Source organism: Streptomyces nigrescens (assembly GCF_027626975.1).
Taxonomy (GTDB): domain Bacteria; phylum Actinomycetota; class Actinomycetes; order Streptomycetales; family Streptomycetaceae; genus Streptomyces; species Streptomyces nigrescens.
Genome location: NZ_CP114203.1, coordinates 8142951 through 8163819 on the forward strand (window position 1 = coordinate 8142951; position 20869 = coordinate 8163819).

At 74.0% G+C, this 20869-nt stretch carries 2 protein-coding genes; both read left to right on the plus strand.

Annotation, left to right across the window (positions count from 1 at the left end; translation table 11 throughout):
• Positions 1–47 precede the first annotated feature (47 nt).
• Positions 48–11015, plus strand: coding sequence for a type I polyketide synthase (locus STRNI_RS35870; RefSeq protein WP_277412715.1), 10968 nt, complete (start codon positions 48–50; stop codon positions 11013–11015).
• Between the two features lie 33 nt (positions 11016–11048).
• On the plus strand, positions 11049–20846 hold the full coding sequence (locus tag STRNI_RS35875) for a type I polyketide synthase (protein WP_465270488.1): 9798 nt from the start codon (positions 11049–11051) through the stop codon (positions 20844–20846).
• Positions 20847–20869: the final 23 nt, after the last annotated feature.

Consider the following 20869-nt stretch of genomic DNA (forward strand, 5'->3'; position numbering starts at 1 on the left):
TATGGCACGTGCACACGTCGCGGGCGTCACCTGGAGGGCCGCAGCAGATGGCGAATGAGGAGAAGCTCCGCGAGTACCTCAAGCGGATGACCGCCGATCTCTACGAGACGCGTCAACGCCTGCAGGACGCCCAGGAGAAGAGCCATGAACCGCTCGCCATCGTGGGGATGAGCTGCCGGTACCCGGGCGGAGTGGCCTCGCCCGAGGACCTGTGGCGGCTGCTCGACTCCGGTGGCGAGGGAATCACCGGATTCCCCGTCGACCGCGGCTGGGACACGGAGGGTCTGTACGACCCGACGGGCCGGGCCGAGGGCACGTCCTATGCGAAGGAAGGCGGCTTCCTCCACGAGGCGGCCGACTTCGACCCCGCCTTCTTCGGGATCAGCCCCAAGGACGCGCCCGCGGTGGACCCGCAGCAGCGGCTGCTCCTGGAGACGTCCTGGGAGGTCCTGGAGCGGGCCGGGATCGATCCGGCGAGCCTGCGCGGCAGCCGGACCGGGGTGTTCGCCGGGCTCATGTACCACGACTACTTCGGCAGCACGAGTTCCGGGTCCGCGCTCTCCGGCCGGGTCGCCTACAGCTTCGGCTTCGAGGGCCCCGCGATCACCGTGGACACCGCGTGCTCCTCGTCGCTGGTGGCGCTGCACCTGGCCGGGCACGCACTCCGTAAGGGCGACTGTTCGCTGGCCCTGGTCGGCGGGGTGACCGTGATGTCCACCCCGTGGACCTTCATCGAGTTCTCCCGGCAGCGCGGTCTGGCCGCGGACGGCCGCTGCAAGTCCTTCGCGGACGCGGCCGACGGCACCGGCTGGGCCGAGGGCGCCGGTGTGCTGCTGGTGGAGAAGCTCTCCGACGCCCGGCGGAACGGACACCCCGTCCTGGCCGTGGTGCGCGGTACCGCGGTGAACTCCGACGGCGCCTCGAACGGGCTGAGCGCCCCGAACGGCCCCGCCCAGCAACGGGTCATCGAACAGGCCCTGGTCAACGCGGGACTGGCCCCCGGCCAGATCGACGCGGTCGAGGCTCATGGCACCGGCACCACCCTCGGTGACCCCATCGAGGCCCAGGCGCTGCTGGCGTCGTACGGACAGGACCGGGAGCGGCCGCTGTGGCTCGGCTCGGTCAAGTCGAACATCGGGCACACCCAGGCCGCCGCCGGGGTCGCCGGCATCATGAAGATGGTCCTGGCCATGCGCCATGGCGTCCTTCCCAAGACGCTGCATGTGGACCGGCCCTCCACCCATGTGGACTGGACCGAGGGCGCGGTGGAGCTGCTCACCGAGGCGCAGGAGTGGCCGCAGACCGGGCAGCCGCGCCGTGCCGCGGTGTCCTCCTTCGGGTTCAGCGGCACCAACGCGCATGTGGTGCTGGAAGAGGCCGAAGAGGAAGCCGCCGTCGGGACCGGGGCCGCGGTGGAGCCCGTGCCGGCCGCCGGACCGGTGCCGTGGGTGCTGTCAGCCCGTTCCGAAGAGGCGCTCGCCGCCCAGGCCGGCCGGCTGGCGTCCTTCGCCGAGGGCCGGCCGGAGACCGCGCCGGCGGACATCGGCTGGTCGCTGGTGAACACCCGCTCCGCACTGGAACACCGCGCGGTGGTGCTCGGCGCCGGCCGGGACGGTCTGCTGTCCGGTGCCCGGGGGCTGGCCGCCGGACGGCGCCCGGCCGGGGTGGTCGCCGATGTCGTCGCCGACGGCAAGCTCGGTGTGCTGTTCACGGGGCAGGGCTCCCAACGGCTCGGGATGGGCCGGGAACTGTATGCGGCGTACCCGGTGTTCGCCCGCGCCTTCGACGAGGTCTGTGCCGCCTTCGACGGCCGGCTGCCGAAGCCGCTGCGCGAGGTCGTGCACGGTGCGGGCGACCTCCTCGACCAGACGCAGTACACCCAGGCCGCCCTGTTCGCCCTCGAGGTCGCGCTCTACCGGCTCACCGAATCCTGGGGCCTGGCGCCGGACCTCCTGCTGGGCCACTCCATCGGTGAGCTCACCGCCGCCCATGTGGCCGGAGTGTGGTCCCTGGCGGACGCCGCCACCCTGGTCGCGGCCCGTGGCCGGCTGATGCAGGAACTCCCGGCCGGCGGCGCCATGGTGTCCGTACGGGCCACCGAGGACGAGGTCCTTCCCCTGCTGGCGGACCAGGACCAGGTCGGTCTCGCGGCCGTCAACGGGCCTGAGTCCGTGGTGCTTTCCGGAGCCGGGGACGCGGTCGCGCGGATCGCCGCCGAGCTGTCGTCGCGCGGCCGCAAGGTGAAGCAGCTGCGGGTCAGCCATGCCTTCCACTCGCCGCTGATGGAACCCGTGCTCGACGCCTTCCGCGCGGTCGCGGAGCAGATCACCTACGCCGAGCCCCGGATGCCCGTGGTGTCCAACGTGACCGGACGGCTCGCCACCGCTCAGGAACTGTGCGACCCGGAGTACTGGGTGCGGCACATCCGCGAGGCGGTGCGCTTCCACGACGGCCTCCTCGCCGGGCACGCCGAGGGCGTGACCACCTTCCTCGAACTCGGGCCCGGCGGGGTGCTCTCCGCCATGGGCCAGGACTGCCTGCCCGGTGACGACACCGTCCGCTTCCTGCCCGCCCTGCGCGAGAACCGCACCGAACCCGTGGCACTGCTGGAGGCGGTGGGCGGGGCCTACGCCCGTGGCGCCACCGTGGACTGGAACCCGCTGCTCACCGGCTCCCGGCGGGTCGACCTGCCCACCTACCCCTTCCAGCGGCGGCGGTACTGGCTGGACGAGACGGCCGTCACCGGCGAGCCGGACCGTCCGGCCGCCGCGGACGACGCCCGCTTCTGGGACCTGGTCGCCCGCGAGGACCTCCCCGAACTGCTGCACACCCTGGAGCTGGACGAGGACCAGCCGCTCGGCGCGATCCTGCCGGCGCTGTCCGCCTGGCGCCGGCGCCGGGAGCACGAGTCCACGGTGGACAAGTGGGCCTACCGGATCTCCTGGAAGCCGGTGCCGTCCGGCGCCGCCGCGCTCACCGGCACCTGGATCCTCGCCGGACCGGACGAGGACGACCACCTCGCGGACGCACTCACCGCGCACGGCGCCCAGGTGGTGCGTCTCGCCCTCGGCGGCAGCCGCGAGGAACTCGCCGCCGGCCTGGCGGCACTCGACGGTGAGATCGCCGGAGTACTGGCCCGGCCCACGGTCACCGAGGCACTGGCCCTGGTCCAGGCGCTGGGCGACGCGGACATCAGCGCACCCCTGTGGTGCGTCACCAGCGGCGCGGTGTCGACCGGTGCGGCGGACCCGCTGCGGGAGCCGGAACTCGCCCAGGTGTGGGGGCTCGGCCGCACCGTCGCCCTGGAGCAGTCCGACCGCTGGGGCGGGCTCATCGACCTGCCCGCGGAGTGGGACCGGACCGCGGCGGCCCGGCTCTGCGCCCTGCTCACCGGAGCCGGGGACGAGGACCAGCTCGCCATCAGGCCGGCCGGGGTGTTCGCCCGCCGGCTGGTACGCGCCCGTCTCGACCGGGACGCCGCGCCCTGGAAGCCCCGCGGCACCGTGCTGATCACCGGTGGCACCGGCGCGCTGGGCGCCGCCTGCGCCCGCTGGCTCGCCGCCAACGGGGCCGGGCACCTGGTGCTCACCAGCCGCCGTGGCCCGGACGCCCCCGGCAGCGCCGAACTCACCGCGGAACTCACCGCGCTCGGCGCCGAAGTCACCCTCGCCGCCTGCGACGTGGCCGACCGGGACAGCCTCGCCCGGCTGCTCGACGGCCTGCCCGAACCGCCCACCGCCGTGCTGCACATCGCCGGCACCGGCGGGCCGGTCGGGCCGGTCACCGAACTCGGCGGGGCGGACCTCGACGGGGTCCTCTCCTCCAAGGTCGCCGGTGCGGCCCATCTCGACGCCCTCCTCGGGGACCGGGAGCTGGACGCGTTCGTGCTGTTCTCCTCGGTCGCCGGGGTCTGGGGCAGCGGTGGCCAGGCCGGTTACGGCGCGGCCAACGCCTACCTCGACGCCCTCGCCGAACAGCGCCGGGCCCGCGGACTCACCGCCACCTCGGTGGCCTGGGCCCCCTGGGGCGGGGGAGGCCTCGCGGAGGACGCCGCCGTACAGGACCAGCTCCGTCAGCGCGGACTGCCCGCGATGGCGCCGGAACTGGCCGTCGCCGCGCTGGCCGCGGCGCTCGGCCAGGACGAGACCTGTCTGACCGTCGCCGACGTGGACTGGGACCGCTTCATCCCCGGCTTCACCTTCCACCGGCCGAGCCCGCTGTTCGCCGGGGTGCCCGAGGCACGGGATCTGCTGAGCGGGGGCGACGGGCCGGCGGTCACCGACTCGGCGCTGCGCCGGGAACTCGCCGGGCTGACCGACGCCGACCGCGACAAGGCACTGCTGGACTTCGTCCGCACCCAGATAGCGGATGTCCTCGGCTACGACAGCCCCGAACTCGTCGATCCCGCCCGGGCGTTCAAGGACCTGGGCTTCGACTCGCTGAGCGCGGTGGAGTTCCGCAACCGGCTCACCACCGCGTCGGGGCTGACCCTGCCGGCCACGATGATCTTCGACTACCCGACCCCGACGGTCCTCGTCCGCCATCTGCGGGACGAGATCACGGACTCCGCCGGCACCCCGTCGGTCACCCGGACCGCCGTCGCGGCGTCCGACGAACCAATCGCCATCGTCGGGATGGGCTGCCGGCTGCCCGGCGGCGTACGGAACCCGGAGCAGCTGTGGGAGCTCCTGGCCGAAGGGCGGGACGGGATCACCCCGTTCCCCGCCGACCGGGGCTGGGACACCGAGGGGATGTACGACAGCGACCCCGACCAGGCCGGTGCCAGCTATGTGCGGCACGGCGGTTTCATCGACGGCCTGGCCGAATTCGACGCCGGCTTCTTCGAGATCAGCCCGCGTGAGGCGATCTCGATGGACCCGCAGCAGCGGCTGCTGCTCGAAGTGGCCTGGGAGGCCATCGAGGCCGCCGGGATCGACCCGGCGACCGTGCACGGCACCGACACCGGCGTGTTCGTCGGCGCCAACGGCAACGACTACATGAGCGTCCTGGCCGGCGCCGGACAGGGCCCCGACGGGTTCCTGGGCACCGGCACCAGCTACAGCGTGATGTCCGGCCGGGTCGCCTACGCGCTGGGCCTCGAAGGCCCCACGATGACCATCGACAGCGCCTGCTCCTCCTCGCTGGTGGCACTGCATCTCGCGGCCGCCGCACTGCGGTCGGGGGAGTGCTCACTGGCACTGGCCGGCGGGGTGACGCTGATGACCACCCCCGGTTCCTTCATCGAGTTCAGCCGGCTGCGCGGACTGGCCCCCGACGGCAAGTGCAAGGCCTTCGCCGAGGGCGCCGACGGCACCAACTGGGGTGAGGGCGTCGGGGTTCTGCTCGTCGAGCGGCTCTCCGACGCGGTGCGCAACGGCCATCCGGTGCTCGCCGTGGTGCGGGGTTCCGCGATCAACCAGGACGGTGCCTCGAACGGACTGACCGCGCCCAACGGGCCCTCCCAGGCCCGGGTGATCCGGCAGGCCCTCGCCTCCGCCGGTCTCGGAGCGTCCGACGTGGACGCCGTCGAAGCACACGGCACCGGAACCCGCCTCGGCGACCCCATCGAGGCACAGGCACTGCTCAGCACGTACGGGGCGGAGCGCGCCGACGACCGGCCGCTGTGGCTCGGTTCGGTGAAGTCGAACATCGGGCACACCCAGGCCGCCGCCGGGGTCGCCGGCGTGATCAAGATGGTCCTCGCCATGCGGCACGGACTGCTGCCGAAGACCCTGCACGTGGACGCGCCCTCCACCCATGTGGACTGGTCCAGCGGCGCGGTGGAACTGGTGACCGCGGCCCGGGCATGGCCCGCACTCGACCGGCCCCGCCGGGCCGGGGTGTCCTCCTTCGGCTTCAGCGGCACCAACGCCCATCTGATCCTGGAGCAGGCCCCGGACCTCCCGGCACCCCCCGCGGACGACGCGGTGGCGGACGGACCGCTGCCCTGGGTGCTCTCCGGCAAGACCCCGCAGGCACTGGCCGCGCAGGCCGCACGGCTGGCGGAGCACCTCACGGACGCCCCCGACACCGGGCCCGCCGACCTCGCCTGGTCGCTGCTCACCTCCCGGTCGGCGTTCGAGCACCGGGCCGCGGTGATCGGCACCGACCAGGACGACCTGCGGCGCGGGCTGGCGGCGCTCGCCTCCGGTGCCGCGGGAGCCGAGGTGGTGACCGGCACGGCCGCCACCGGTTCGCTCGCGGTGATGTTCACCGGCCAGGGCGCCCAGCGGGTCGGCATGGGTGCCGGACTCCACCGTCGCCACCCGGTCTTCGCGCAGGCCTTCGACGAGGCCGCCGCCGAACTGGACCGGTGGCTGCCCCGTCCGCTCCGGGAGATCATCTGGGCCGAACCCGGTTCCCCGGACGCCGCGTTACTGGACCACACGCAGTACACCCAGGCCGCCCTCTTCGCGGTCGAGGTCGCCCTGTACCGGCTGCTGGAGTCGTGGGGCGTCCGCCCCGACCGGCTGGTCGGCCACTCCATCGGTGAAGTGGTCGCGGCCCATGTGGCCGGGGTGTGGTCCCTGCCCGACGCCTGCGCCCTGGTCGCCGCGCGCGGCCGGCTGATGCAGGAACTGCCCGCCGACGGCGCGATGGTGTCGGTGCGCACCACCGAGGCCGAGGTCACCGCCCTGCTCGCCGGGCGCGAGCACGAGGTCGGTATCGCGGCCGTCAACGGCCCCGCCTCCGTGGTCATTTCGGGAGCGGAGAAGGCCGTACTGGAGGTCGCGGACACCCTGTCCGCCGCGGGGGTCACCACCAAGCGCCTGGCCGTCAGCCACGCCTTCCACTCCCCGCTGATGGAACCGATGCTGGACGACTTCCGGCAGGCCGTGGCCGGGCTGACCTTCCGACCGCCTCACATGGAGATCGTGTCCAATGTGACCGGCCGGCCCCTCACCGAGGAGGAGGCCTGCTCGCCGGACTACTGGGTGGGGCATGTCCGCGGCGCGGTGCGGTTCTGCGACGGGGTGCGCGCCCTGGAGGACGCCGGGGTGCGGACCTTCCTGGAAATCGGCCCGGACGGTGTGCTGTCCGGAATGGGCCAGGAGTGTGTGACCGGCGAGGACACCGTGCTGGTGCCCACACTGCGCCGGGACCGCGCCGAGGACGGCGCCGCGGTGACCGCGCTGGCCCGGCTGCATCTGCGCGGCGTCCCGGTCGACTGGCCGGCCTTCTTCTCCGGACTCGGGGCGCGGCGGGTGGACCTGCCCACCTACGCCTTCCAGGGGGAGCGGTACTGGCCGCGGCCCTCCGGTACGGCCGGTGATGTCGCCGCCGCCGGACTGGGCGCGGCCGGTCATCCGCTGCTCGGCGCCGCCGTCGCGGTGGCCGGCTCCGACGAGGTCCTGTTCACCGGTCGGATCGGCACCCACAGCCACCCCTGGCTCGCCGACCACGCCATCGGCGACCTGGTCCTGCTGCCCGGCACCGCGTTCGTCGAGATGGCCGTACGGGCCGGTGACGAGGTCGGATGCGGGCTGCTGGAGGAACTGACGCTGGCGGCACCACTGGCGCTCCCCGCGCGGGGCGCGGTCCGGCTGCAGGTGGTGGTCGGTGCCGCGGACGACGACGGCCGCCGCTCGCTGAGCGTGCACTCCCAGCCGGAGTCGGACGCCGCCGAGCAGGGCTGGACCCAGCACGCCACCGGCGTACTGGCCCCCGCCGGCGCCACCGGCGCGTTCGCCGAAACGGCCTGGCCCCCGGCCGGCGCCGAGCCCGTCGACACCGCGGACTACTACCCGCAGCTCGCCGGGGCCGGGATGAACTACGGACCGGTCTTCCAGGGGCTGCGTGCGGCCTGGCGGCGTGGCGAGGAGGTCTTCGCCGAGGTCGCGCTGCCCGAGGCCGCGGCCGAGGACGCCGGTTCCTTCGGTCTGCATCCCGCCCTGCTGGACGCCGCGCTGCACGCGGCCGGACTGGGCTCCTTCTTCGCCGACGAAGGGGGCGCACGGCTCCCGTTCGCCTGGAGCGGTCTGACGCTGCACGCGGCCGGCGCCGCCACCTTGCGGGTGCGGATCGCACCGGCCGGTACGGACGCCGTCTCGGTGGCCGCAGCGGACGAGACGAACACCCCGGTCGCCACCGTGGAGTCCCTGGTCCTGCGCCGCCAGGACACCGCCGCCACGGCCACCGCGCCGTCCCTGCCCGACTCGCTGTACCGGGTCGACTGGCCGGAGGTCACCGCCGAACCCGCGGACACCGCGGCCTGGGCGCTCCTCGGCGAGCTCGACGGGGCGCCGGAGACGGCCACGCGGTACGCCGACCTGGCCGCGCTGACCAGCGCGCTCGACAGCGGCACCCCGGTGCCGGAAGTCGTGCTAGTCCCGTGTGCCGCCGACACTGATTCCGCTGAACTGCCCGTCGCCATACGGGAGTTGACCGGTCGGGTGCTGTCACTGGCACGGGACTGGTTGGCCGACGACCGCCTGGAGAACACGACCCTTGCCGTGGTCACCCGCGGCGCGGTCGCGGTGCACGCCGACGAGGGCATCGCGGATCTCGCCGCCGCCCCGGTCTGGGGTCTGCTCCGGTCCGCGCAGTCGGAGAACCCGGAACGGATCGTCCTGATCGACTCGGACGGTTCGGGCGGCCCGGACGTGCTCGCCGCCGCGCTCGGCTCCGGAGAACCACAGCTCGCCGTGCGCGCGGGCGCACTGCGGACTCCGCGGCTGGCGTCGCTCGCCTCCGGCGGCACCCTGGTGCCACCGGCCCGCGGCCCGGCCTGGAAGCTCGACGTCACCAGTGCCGGTACGTTCGACAACCTCGCGCTGGTGCCCTCGGACGCGGACCGCGCACTGGTCCCCGGCGAGGTCCGGATCGGGGTGCGCGCGGCCGGTCTGAACTTCCGCGACGTCATGATCGCGCTCGGGATGTACCCGGAGAAGGCGGAGATGGGCATCGAGGCCGCCGGTGTCGTCCTCGAAGTCGGCCCGGAGGTCAGCGACTTCGCCCCCGGCGACCGCGTGATCGGCATGTTCGCCGGCGCGTTCGGCCCGGTGGCCGTCACCGACCACCGCATGCTGGCGCGGTTCCCCGACGACTGGTCCTACGTCCAGGCCGCCTCCGTACCGATCGTCTACTCCACCGCCTACTACGGCCTGGTGGAACTCGGCAGGCTGCAGGCCGGGGAGTCGGTGCTGGTGCACAACGCGGCCGGCGGTGTCGGCATGGCCGCCGTGCAACTGGCCCGGCACCTCGGTGCGGAGGTCTTCGGCACGGCCAGCACCGGGAAATGGGACACTCTGCGCGAGAGCGGCCTCGACGAGGAGCACATCGCCTCCTCCCGTGACCTCGACTTCGAGGAGAAGTTCCGCCGCACCACCGGCGGCCGCGGGATGGACGTCGTCCTGGACGCACTGGCCCGTGAGTTCGTGGACGCCTCGCTGCGGCTGCTGCCCCGTGGCGGCCGCTTCCTGGAGATGGGCAAGACCGATGTGCGTACCCCCGAGGACGTCGCGGCCGCCTACCCCGGTGTGGAGTACCAGGCCTTCGACCTGATGATCGGCGCCGGTCCGCAGCGGGTCGGCGAGGTACTCCGGGAGGTGGTGCGCCTGCTCGACTCCGGTGCGCTGCGGCCGATCCCGGTCACCACATGGGATGTCCGCCGGGCCCCCGAGGCCTTCCGGTACATCGCGAAGGCCCGGCACACCGGGAAGATCGTGCTGACCATGCCGGAGACCCTGGACGAACGGGGCACGGTCCTCGTCACCGGCGGCACCGGCACCCTCGGCGGCCTGGCCGCCCGGCGCCTGGTGCGCGAACACGGCGTCCGGCACCTCCTGTTGACCAGCCGCAGCGGCCGGGCGGCGGACGGCGCACCGGAGCTGGAGCGCGAACTGCGGGAACTCGGCGCCGAGGTGGAGATCGCCGCCTGTGACGCGGCCGACCGCGCGGCGCTGCGGGAACTGCTGGCCGCCGTCCCCGCCGACCGTCCGCTGACCGCGGTGGTGCACACCGCCGGCGTCCTGGACGACGGGGTGATCGGCTCCCTGACCCCGGAGCGGCTCGACACGGTGCTGCGGCCCAAGGTGGACGCCGCGGTGAACCTGCACGAGCTCACCGCAGGCCAGGACCTCGCCGCCTTCGTGCTGTACTCCGCCGCCGCCGGCACCTTCGGCGGCGCCGGGCAGGGCAACTACGCGGCGGCGAATGTGTTCCTGGACGCGCTGGCCGCGCACCGGCGGGCCCACGGACTGCCCGCCACCGCGCTGTCCTGGGGCCTGTGGACCGAGACCAGCGGCATCACCCGGCACCTCGGCGAGGCCGATGTCCGGCGGATGAGCCGGGCCGGAATGCCCCCGCTGTCCACGGAGGAGGGCATGACGCTCTTCGACGCGGCACTGCGGGCCGACGAACCGGCGATGATGCCGGCCCGGCTGGACGTCTCGGTGTTCCGCGGCGCACCCGCCGAGGCCGTACCCCCACTGCTGCGGGGGCTGGTCAAGGCACCGGCCCGGCGCACGGTGGCGGCGGCCACCCGCTCGGCGGACGACTTCGCCCAGCGGCTGACGGGTCTGACGGCCGAGGAGATCGACCGGGTCCTGCTGGACTTCGTCCGGGAACAGGCCGCGGCCGTCCTCGGCCACGGCTCGCCGGACGCGGTGGAACCGGGCCGGGCGTTCAACGAGATGGGCTTCGACTCGCTGACCGCGGTCGAGTTCCGCAACCGGCTGAACGGGGCCGCCGGGCTCCGGCTGCCCGCCACGCTGGTGTTCGACTACCCCAACGCGGAGGTCCTGGCGGCGCACCTCAAGGAGACGCTGGCCCCCGAGGCCGCCGATCCGGCCGCCGTGGTGCTCGGCGAACTCGAACGGCTGGAGAGCGCCCTGGCCGCGGTCTCCCCGGACGAGGGCGCCGGGGCCTCCATCACCAGCCGGCTGCAGGCCCTCACCAAAGCGTGGGAGGACCGGCGGTCCACGGCCGGCACGACCGATGTCAAGGACAGGCTCCAAGCGGCGAGCACCGATGAGGTCTTCGCGTTCATCAACGACGAACTCGGACTCTCCTGATGCGCACGCTGGGGACCGACAAGGAAGGCGCGCCTGATGGCGGATGAAGAGAAGCTGGTCGACTATCTCAAGCGGGTCGCGGCTGATCTGCACGACACCCGGCAGCGCCTGCGCGAGGCCGAGGAGAAGGGCCGGCAGCCGCTCGCGATCATCGGCATGAACTGCCGCTACCCGGGGGCCGGTACACCGGAGCAGCTCTGGGACCTGGTCGCCGCCGGCGGCGACCCGATCTCCGACTTCCCCGCCGACCGCGGCTGGGACACCGACGAGCTGTTCGACGCCGACCCGGAGAAATCCGGCAAGAGCTATGTGAAACAAGGCGGATTCGTCTACGACGCGATCGACTTCGATGCCGCGTTCTTCGGCATCAGCCCGCGTGAGGCGCTCGCGATGGACCCCCAGCAGCGGGTGGTCCTGGAGGCCGCCTGGGCGGCCTTCGAAGACGCGAGGATCGACCCGTCGAGTGTGCGGGGCAGCGACACCGGGGTCTTCTTCGGTGCCAGCGGCGCCGAGTACGTCCCGGTGATCCAGCAGCTCCCGGACGCGTCCGAGGGGTACACGATGACGGGTGTGGCCAGCAGTGTGCTGTCCGGCCGGGTGTCGTACTCCTTCGGCTTCGAGGGCCCCGCGGTGACCGTGGACACCGCCTGTTCGTCCTCGCTGGTCGCCCTGCACATGGCGGCCCAGGCGCTGCGGCAGGGGGAGTGCTCCCTGGCGCTGGCCGGCGGGGTGACCGTGATGGGCACCCCCGGTGTGTTCACCAGCTTCTCCCGGCAGCGCGGGCTGTCCCCGGACGGGCGGTGCAAGGCGTTCGCGGCCGGGGCCGACGGCACCGGCTGGGCGGAGGGCGTCGGGGTGGTGCTGGTCGAGCGGCTTTCCGACGCGCTCCGCAACGGGCACCCGGTGCTCGCGGTGCTGCGCGGTTCCGCGGTGAACCAGGACGGCGCCTCGAACGGCCTGACCGCCCCCAACGGGCCGTCCCAGATACGGGTCATCCGCCGCGCCCTGGAGAACGCGGGGATCACCGCGGGCCAGGTCGACGCGGTCGAGGCGCACGGCACCGGCACCACCCTCGGTGACCCGATCGAGGCGCAGGCGCTGCTCGCCACGTACGGCAAGGCACGGACCGCCGAACGGCCGCTGTGGCTCGGATCGGTCAAGTCCAACATCGGGCACGCCCAGCAGGCCGCCGGTATCGCCGGCGTGATCAAAATGGTCATGGCCCTGCGCCACCGGATGCTGCCGAAGACCCTGCACGTGGACGCGCCCACCCCGCACGTGGACTGGGAGTCCGGCGCGGTGGAGCTGCTCACCGAGGCGAAGCCGTGGGAGAGCGCCGACCATCCGCGCCGCGCCGGTGTCTCCTCGTTCGGCATCAGCGGCACCAATGTGCACCTCATCCTGGAGGAAGCCCCCACCGCCGAGGCCGTCCCCCCGGCCGCCGAGGAGGCCCCGGCCCGGGCTCCGGGCCTCGCCGCGACCGGCACGGTGCCCTGGGTCCTGTCCGGTGCGACCGCCGGGGCGCTGCGGGCGCAGGCCGCCCGGCTCGCGTCCTTCGTGGCGGACCGGCCGGAGCTGGACCCGGCCACCGTCGGACATTCGCTGGCCACCACCCGGGCCGCCCTGGAGCACCGGGCGCTGGTGGTCGGCGCGGACCGTGCGGAGCTGCTCAGCGGGCTGACCGCGCTGGAACACGGTGAACCCGCCGGGAACCTGGTGGAGGGCGTCGTGGGCAACCGCGGCAAGGTGGCCTTCCTCTTCCCCGGCCAGGGATCGCAGTGGGCCGGGATGGCGGTGGAACTGCTCGACTCCTCACCGGTGTTCGCCGACCGGATCCGGGAGTGCGAGCGCGCCCTGTCGGAGTTCACCGACTGGTCGCTGACCGAGGTCCTTCGGGGCGCCGAGGGCGCACCGGGCTTCGACCGGGTGGACGTGGTGCAGCCGGCGCTCTGGGCGGTGATGGTCTCCCTGGCCGCGCTGTGGCAGTCCTGCGGTATCACCCCCTCCGCCGTGGTCGGGCACAGCCAGGGCGAGATCGCCGCCGCCTGTGTGGCCGGGGCGCTGTCCCTCCAGGACGCGGCCCGGGTGGTCGCCCTGCGCAGCAAGACCCTGATCGAACTGGCCGGACACGGCGGGATGGTGTCCGTCGCGCTGCCGCTGGAGCAGGTCGAGGAGCGGCTGGGGGCCTGGGGCGAGCGGCTGTCCGTCGCCGCGGTCAACGGGCCGTCCTCGGTGGTCGTCTCCGGTGAACCGCGGGCCCTGCAGGAGCTGTTGGACGGCTGCGAGGCCGACGGGGTGCGCGCCCGCCGGATCGAGGTGGACTACGCCTCGCACTCGGCCCAGGTGGAACAGATCCGGGAACGGCTGCTGGAGGTGCTCGCACCCGTCAGCCCGCGCGCCGCCGACATCCCGGTGTACTCCACGCTCACCGGCGACTGGCTGGACACCGCGGCCATGGACGCGGACTACTGGTACCGCAGCCTGCGGCAGACCGTGCTCTTCGAGCCGGCCGTCCGCGGTCTGCTCGACGCCGGCTTCAGCACCCTGATCGAGGTCAGCGCGCATCCCGTGCTCGCCCTCGGCGTGCAGGACACCGTCGAGTCGGCCGGCCGGTCCGCGCTGGTCACCGGTTCGCTGCGGCGCGACGAGGGCGGGGTGGCCCGGTTCCTCACCTCCCTCGGCCAGGTGCACGCCCACGGGCAGAGCCCCGACTGGGCCGCCGTGTTCGCCGGTGCCGCGGACGGGACGGTCGCCCTGCCGACCTACGCCTTCGAACGGCAGCGGTACTGGCCGAAGGGCACCATGACCGCGGCCGGTGACGCCGCCGGCTTCGGGCTGAGCGCCGCCCGGCACCCGCTGCTCGGCGCCGTGGTGACCCTCGCCGATGACGAAGGAGTGCTGTTCACCGGGCGGTTGTCGCTGTCCACCCACGCCTGGCTGGCCGACCATGTGGTCGCCGGGCGGGCGGTCCTGCCCGGCACCGCGTTCGTGGAACTGGCCGTGCGCGCCGGTGACGAGGTCGGCTGCGAGGTCCTGGAGGAACTCACCCTGGCGGCCCCGCTGGTGCTGCCCGACCGCGGCGGGATCCGGCTGCAGCTCGCCGTCGGCGGGCCCGACGACTCCGGCCGCCGTCAGCTGAGCGTGCGCTCCCGGCCGGAGGACGCTCCCGACGAGGAACCCTGGACCACCCACGCCACCGGCACCCTCACCGCCGGCACGGGGACCGCCGGCCCCCGCGAGGAGGCCTGGCCGCCCGAGGGGGCCGAACCCGTCGCCTTCGACGGGCTCTACGAACGCTTCACGGGGACCGGTCTGTCCTACGGCCCGGTCTTCCGGGGCCTGCGCTCGGTATGGCGACGCGGCACCGAGCTGTTCGCCGAGGTCGCGCTGCCCGAGGCGGCCGAGGACGAGGGCGCGGCGTTCGGGCTGCACCCCGCGCTGCTGGACGCGGCACTGCATCCGCTGGCCCTCGGCGGGTTCGTCGAGGACGAGGGCGGGGACCGGCCGTGGCTGCCGTTCGCCTGGTCCGGGGTGAGCCTGCACGCCGCGGGCGCCGGCACGGTGCGGGTGCGGCTGTCCCCGACGGGGACGAACGCGCTCTCGGTGAGCGTCGCGGACGCCACCGGAGCCCCGGTCGCCTCGGTGGCCTCCCTGATGCTGCGCCAACTGACCACCGACGCCCTGGACGGGACCGGCCCCACCTTCCACGACGCGCTCTTCCGGGTGGACTGGACCCCGGCACCGGCCCCCGCGCAGGCCCCCGCCGGCACGGTCGCCCTGCTCGGCGCGGCCGGACAGGACCACCGCGCGGCACTCGAAGCGTCCGGCGCCCGGGTCGACGAGTACCCGGAACTGGCCGCGCTGCTCCGCGCCATGGACGCCGGAGCGCCGGTGCCCGACGTCGTGATGGTGTCCTGCGTCCCGCCGGAGGCGCCCGACGTCCCCGCCGCGGTCCGGGACGCGAGCGGCCGGCTGCTCGGCCTCGCCCAGGACTGGCTGGCCGAGGAACGGTTCGCCGACGCCCGGCTGGTGATCGCCACCCAGGGCGCGGTGGCCATCGAACCCGGCGCGGCCCTCACGGATCTGGTGCACGCCCCGGTCTGGGGCCTGCTGCGCACCGCCCAGTCCGAACACCCCGGCCGGTTCGTCCTCCTGGACTCCGACGGGCTGGAGACCTCGGCCCGTGCCCTGCCCGCCGCACTGGCCCTCGGCGCGGCACAGCTCGCCCTGCGGGCCGGTGAGATCCGGCTCCCGCGGCTGGCCAGAATGGGCGTATCCGCCGCCACGGCACCCGAGTTCACCCCCGGCGGCACCGTACTGATCACCGGCGGCACCGGAACCCTGGGCGCGCTGTTCGCCCGGCACCTCGTGACCGAGCACGGCGTCCGGCACCTCCTGCTGACCAGCCGCAGCGGCCGCACGGCCAAGGGCGCGGCCGCGCTGGAGGCCGAACTGCGGGAACTCGGTGCCGAGGTGGAGATCGCCGCCTGTGACGCCGCCGACCGGGAGGCGCTGCGGGAACTGCTCGCCGCCGTCCCCGCCGACCGTCCGCTGACCGCAGTGATCAGCGCCGCCGGCACCCTGGACGACGGAGTGCTGGAGTCGCTGACCCAGGAGCGCCTGGACGCGGTGATGCGGCCCAAGGTGGACGCCGCCTGGCATCTGCACGAGCTGACCCAGGACCTCGACCTGGCGGCCTTCGTGGTGTTCTCCTCCGCCGCCGGAGTCCTCGGCGGATCCGGGCAGGCGAACTACGCCGCCGCCAACGCCTTCGTCGACGCCCTCGCCGCGCACCGGCGGGCCGCCGGACTTCCCGCGCTCTCCCTGGCCTGGGGCCGCTGGACGGAGGCGAGCGGGCTGACCGAGGCACTGGACGAGGCCGCGCTCGCCCGGATGTCGCGCTCCGGCATGACCGGGCTGTCCTCGGCACAGGGCGTGGAGCTGTTCGACGCGGCACGCGCCGCGGAGGACGCACTGCTGGTCCCCGCCCGGCTCGACCTCGCCGCGCTGCGGCAGCAGGCCGGTTCCGGAATGGTGCCCGAGCTGCTGCGCGGTCTGGTCCGTACGTCCGGCCGACGGCAGGTGGACAGTGGCGGCGCCGCCACCTCCGAACTGCGTGAGCGCCTGACCGGGATGTCCGCGGCGGAACGGGACCGCACCCTGCTCGATCTGGTGCGCGCCCAGGTCGCGGCCGTGCTCGGCTACGCCGGTCCGCACGCCGTGGAATCCTCCCGGCCGTTCAAGGAGATCGGCTTCGACTCGCTGACCGCGGTCGAGCTGCGCAACCGGCTCGGCGCGGCGGTCGGCCTCCGGCTGCCCGCGACCCTGGTGTTCGACTATCCGACCCCGCTGGATCTCGCCGGTTTCGTCCGGGACGAACTGCTGGGCGCGGCCGTCGGCACCACGGCCGGTGCACCGGCCGCGGTCCGCACCGATGAGCCGATCGCCATCATCGGGATGAGCTGCCGCTACCCCGGTGGCGTCGACTCACCCGAGAAGCTGTGGCAGCTGCTGACCAGCGGCACGGACGCGGTCTCGGCCTTCCCCGCGGACCGGGGCTGGGACATGGAGCGCCTCTTCGACCCGGACCCGGACCACCCGGGCACCAGCTACTGCACCGAAGGCGGATTCCTCTACGACGCGGCGCGGTTCGACGCCGGCTTCTTCGGGGTCAGCCCGAAGGAGGCACTGGCGATGGACCCGCAGCAGCGGCTGCTGCTGGAAACCTCCTGGGAGACCTTCGAGCGCGCCGGGATCGACCCGGCGGCACTGAAGGGCAGCGGCACCGGAGTGTTCGCCGGAGTGATGTACAACGACTACGGCATGCTGACCGCCGCGGCCGAACAGCTCGACGGCTATGTGGGCGTGGGCGTCGCCGGCGGCGCCGTCTCCGGACGGATCTCCTACACCTTCGGGCTGGAGGGCCCCGCGGTCACCGTGGACACGGCCTGTTCGTCCTCGCTGGTCGCCCTGCATCTCGCGGTGCAGGCCCTCCGGCAGGGGGAGTGCTCCCTCGCCCTGGCCGGCGGCGTGTCGGTGATGGCGACCCCGGGCACGTTCATCGACTTCTCCCGCCAGCGCGGGCTCGCCCCCGACGGACGGTGCAAGTCCTTCGCGGACGCGGCCGACGGCGCGGGCTGGGCCGAGGGCGTGGGCGTCCTGCTCGTCGAGCGGCTGTCCGACGCGGTGCGCAACGGGCACCCGGTCCTCGCCGTGGTGCGGGGTTCGGCGGTGAACCAGGACGGCGCCTCCAACGGGATGACCGCGCCGAACGGCCCGTCCCAGCAGCGGCTGATCCGGCAGGCCCTGGCCAACGCCCGTCTGAACGCCGACCAGATCGACGCGGTCGAGGCACACGGCACCGGCACCACCCTCGGTGACCCCATCGAGGCCCAGGCCCTGCTGGCCACCTACGGGCAGGACCGGCCCGAGGACCACCCCCTGTGGCTCGGTTCGATCAAATCCAACATCGGGCACACCCAGGCCGCGGCCGGTGTGGCCGGTGTGATGAAGATGGTCCTCGCCATGCAGCACGGCGAGCTGCCCCGGACACTGCATGTGGACCGGCCCTCCACCCACGTGGACTGGGCGTCAGGCGCGGTCGAGCTGCTCACCGAGGCACGCGAGTGGCCGGAGACCGGACAGCCCAGGCGGGCCGCGGTCTCCTCCTTCGGGATCAGCGGCACCAACGCGCACCTGATCCTGGAACAGCCCTCGGCGGCCGGCACCCCGGCCGACTCCGGGCCCGGGACGGCTCCCGCGGTGCTGCCGTGGGTGCTCTCCGCGCACTCGGCCCAGGCCCTGCGGGCGCAGGCCGCGCGACTGGCCACCCTCGCCGAGGGCGAGGCGGACCCGGTGGATGTGGGCTTCTCCCTGGTGTCGACCCGGTCCGCGCTACGGCATCGCGCCGTGGTGACCGGGGACCGGGACGCCCTGCTCACCGGCATCCGGGCACTGGCCGCGGGGACGACCCCGGCGGGCGTGGTCTCCGGTGTCGCGGGGGAGGGCCGGATCGGTGTGCTCTTCACCGGCCAGGGTGCCCAGCGCCTCGGGATGGGCCGCGAACTCCACGAGCACTACCCGGCGTTCGCACGGGCCTGGGACGAGGTGTGCGCGGAACTCGACGCACTGCTGCCCCGGCCGCTGCGCGAGGTGGTGTGGGCCGAACCGGGCTCTCCCGAGGCGGCCCTGCTGGACCGGACCCAGTACGCCCAGGCCGCGCTGTTCGCCGTCGAGGTCGCACTGTTCCGGCTGGTCGAATCCCTCGGCGTGGTCCCGGACGCCCTGCTGGGCCACTCCATCGGTGAGGTCACCGCGGCCCATCTCGCGGGCGTCTGGTCGGTGGCCGACGCGGCGAAACTGGTGGTGGCCCGCGGCAGGCTCATGCAGAGCCTGCCCGCCGGCGGCGTGATGGTCGCCGTACAGGCCCCTGAGGACGTGGTCCTTCCGCTGCTCTCCGGCCAGGTGAGCATCGCCGCGGTGAACGGGCCGGAGGCCGTGGTGCTTTCCGGCGCCGAGACCACGGTGACCGAACTCGTCAGGACGCTGGAGGCCAAGGGGTACCGGACCAAGCAGCTCCGCGTCAGCCATGCGTTCCACTCGCCGCTGATGGACCCCGTGCTGGACGAGTTCCGTACCGTCGCCGAAAGCCTGACCTACGCCGAGCCCAGCCTCCCCGTGGTGTCCAACCTGACCGGCCGGCTCGCCGAGCCGGACCAGCTGCGCGACCCCGGCTACTGGGTGCGGCACGTCAGGGAGGCCGTCCGCTTCCACGACGGCATGCAGGCGCTGCACACCGAGGGGCTGGACACCTTCCTCGAACTCGGCCCCGGCGGAGTGCTCAGCGCCATGGGCCAGGAGAGCCTGCCCGGCGGGGAGTTCCTGCCCGCGCTGCGCAAGGACCGGCCGGAGAGCGAGGCGCTGCTGCAGGCCCTGTCCGGTGCCCATGTCCGCGGCGCCACCGTGGACTGGCTCCCGCTGTTCGGCGGCGGCCGACGGGTCGCGCTGCCCACCTACGCCTTCCAGCGGCAGCGGTACTGGCCCGAGGCCGACCCGGCCGGTGAGAGCCGGCCGGACACGGCGGACCCGGTCGAGTCCCGCTTCTGGGAGCTGGTGGAACGGGAGGACCTGGGCGCCCTGCTGCGCACCCTGGACCTCGACGAGAACCAGCCGATCGGCGCGCTGCTGCCGGCCCTGTCCGCCCTCCGCCGCGGGGAGTCGGCGATGGACGGCACGCGTTACCGGGCCGACTGGCACGCGGTGACCGAACGGCCCACCGCCGAACTGTCCGGAACTTGGGCGCTGCTCGTCCCGGAGGAGCACCTGGAGGGGGACTGCGCACGGTCGGTCGCCGAGGCGCTGCGGGCGCACGGCGCCGACGTAAAGCACATCGCCGTGACCGGCGCGGACGCCGACCGGGCACGTCTGACCGAGCTGCTCGCCGGACTCCCGGCGGGAGTTGCCGGGGTGGTCTCCCTGTGGTCGCTGGACGAACAGCCGCATCCGGAGCACCCCTCGGTGCCGTCCGGCGTGGCCGGGACCCTGTTGCTGGCCCAGGTGCTCGACGAGGCGGAGCCGGGCGCACCGCTGTGGTCCCTGACCCGGGGCGCGGTCTCCCTGACCCGTACGGGCAGCACGGCCGGCACCCCGGCGGCGCTGCTCCGGGGCCTCGGCCGGGCGGTCGCCGCGGCCCGGCCCGGACACCGGGGCGGGCTGATCGATCTGCCGGACAGCCTGGACGCCCGCCAAGGAGCCTGGCTGGCCCAGCTGCTGGCCGACGCCGACGGTGAGGACGAGCTCGCCCTGCGCCCCTCCGGGGTGTTCGCCCGCAGGCTCGTCCACGCGGGCCGGGGCGCCGCCCACCAGCCCTGGCGGCCCACGGGCACGGTGCTGCTCGCCGGTGAACTGGGCGCCGCCGGTGCCCCCGTCGCCCGCTGGCTGGCCCGCAACGGTGCCACGCATCTGATGCTGCCCCGCGCCCTCGCGGGGGAGCCCCTCGGCGTCCCGGTGACCGTCCTCGACGAGGCACTCACCGACGGGGCGGCGGTGGCCCGGCTGCGGGACCGCATCCCCGCGGCGCATCCGCTGAGCACCGTGGTGCACGGCATCGGGAGCGCCGTGGACCAGCCGGTCGGCTCCGCCTCCGTCGCACAGTTCGGCCGGGTGCTGGAGAGGGCCGTGCGCGAGTCCGAGAATCTGCACGAACTCGCCCGCGACGCCTCCGCGTTCGTCCTGCTCGCCCCGGCGGCGAGCACCTGGGGCGATCCGTCGCAGGCCGCGGTCACCGCGGCGGGCGCCTACCGCGAGGAGCTGGTGCGCCGGCGCCGGGCCGAAGGGCTCAGCGGAACGGTGCTCTGCTGGGACGGTGCGCCGTCCCCGGAGACCGTGCTCGCCCGAGCGGTCGAGTACGGGGACCAGTCCGTCACGGTCGCCGAGGCGGACTGGGCGGAACTCGCCGTCACCCGGACCGGTTCGCTGCTGCGGGCCCTCCCCGAGGTGCGCCGGCTCGCCCAGGAGCCCGCGGCGGACACCGGCGACGAGGTGGATCCGGACGCGCTGCGGGCCTACCTGAAGGAGCTGGACGCTGCGGGCCGGCAGGAAACACTGCTGGAAATCGCCCGCGGTGTGGCGGCCCGGGCGCTGGGACACGAAAGCGCCGCGGCGGTCGAACCCGACCTCGATTTCCTCGATGCCGGATTCAATTCGCTGTCCGCGGTGGAATTCCGTAATGCACTGAACCGCATCACCGGACTCTCGCTGCCCGCCGCGCTTGTCTACGATTATCCGACCCCCAATGCGGTCGTCGAGTTCCTGGAATCCGAACTCGCCTGACCGCGTTGCGGCGTTGATCAGGT

Coding starts and splice junctions, on each gene's coding strand:
- STRNI_RS35870 (WP_277412715.1), top strand. CDS start 48: ATGGCGAATGAGGAGAAGCTCCGCGAGTACCTCAAGCGGATGACCGCC.